Origin of the sequence: Mycobacterium sp. SP-6446 (assembly GCF_001954045.1) — a bacterium.
In the GTDB taxonomy this organism is placed as follows: domain Bacteria; phylum Actinomycetota; class Actinomycetes; order Mycobacteriales; family Mycobacteriaceae; genus Mycobacterium.
On sequence record NZ_MBEM01000020.1, the window covers coordinates 1 to 561 of the forward strand.

General features: G+C 65.8%; 2 pseudogenes. One reads left to right on the forward strand and one right to left on the reverse strand.

The window, feature by feature from the left end:
* Positions 1 to 194 (reverse strand): annotated as a pseudogene (locus tag A5736_RS01570) (dihydrodipicolinate reductase); the annotation flags it as partial.
* Between the two features lie 164 nt (positions 195 to 358).
* Between A5736_RS01570 and A5736_RS01575 the strand changes: the two are divergent.
* Positions 359 to 561 (forward strand): annotated as a pseudogene (locus tag A5736_RS01575) (dihydrodipicolinate reductase); the annotation flags it as partial.

Below are 561 nucleotides of genomic sequence, written 5' to 3' on the forward strand. Positions count from 1 at the left end.
AGGGCGATCAGCGCGTCGGCATCGTTGGTAGCCGCGATACCCAGCGGCTCGATGCCGGCCAATTCCCCGGCGTCCTTGCCGACTTTGTCGGGCGAATGCACCCATACCCCAACGAGTTCCAGGTCTGGCCGGCGGCGGATCGCATCGATGGCGATCGACCCGACTCCCCCCGTCGACCACACGACGGTACGCATAGGGTTCACCTCCCTACTCATGAGCGCCCGCGGCGCACGTAGTCGGCGGCCGGCCCAGCCCAACTCGGAGCACGCAGGTCGAACCTCAGCGTGAGCATCAACAGCACCATAACCTAAGATTTGTTCATTAGGATAGTGCCTACTCTCTTAACAGGAGGAACAGGATGACGACCCAGCGGGTAGTGGTCTGGGCGACGGGCGGCATCGGGTCGATCGCGATCCGCACCATCCACCGACGCCCCGATCTGGATCTGGTCGGCGTGTGGGTGCACTCCGCGGAGAAGGTCGGCAGGGACGCCGGCGAACTCGCCAACGGCGAGCCGATCGGCCTCGCCGCCACCAGCGATGCCGACGCGCTGATCGCCGG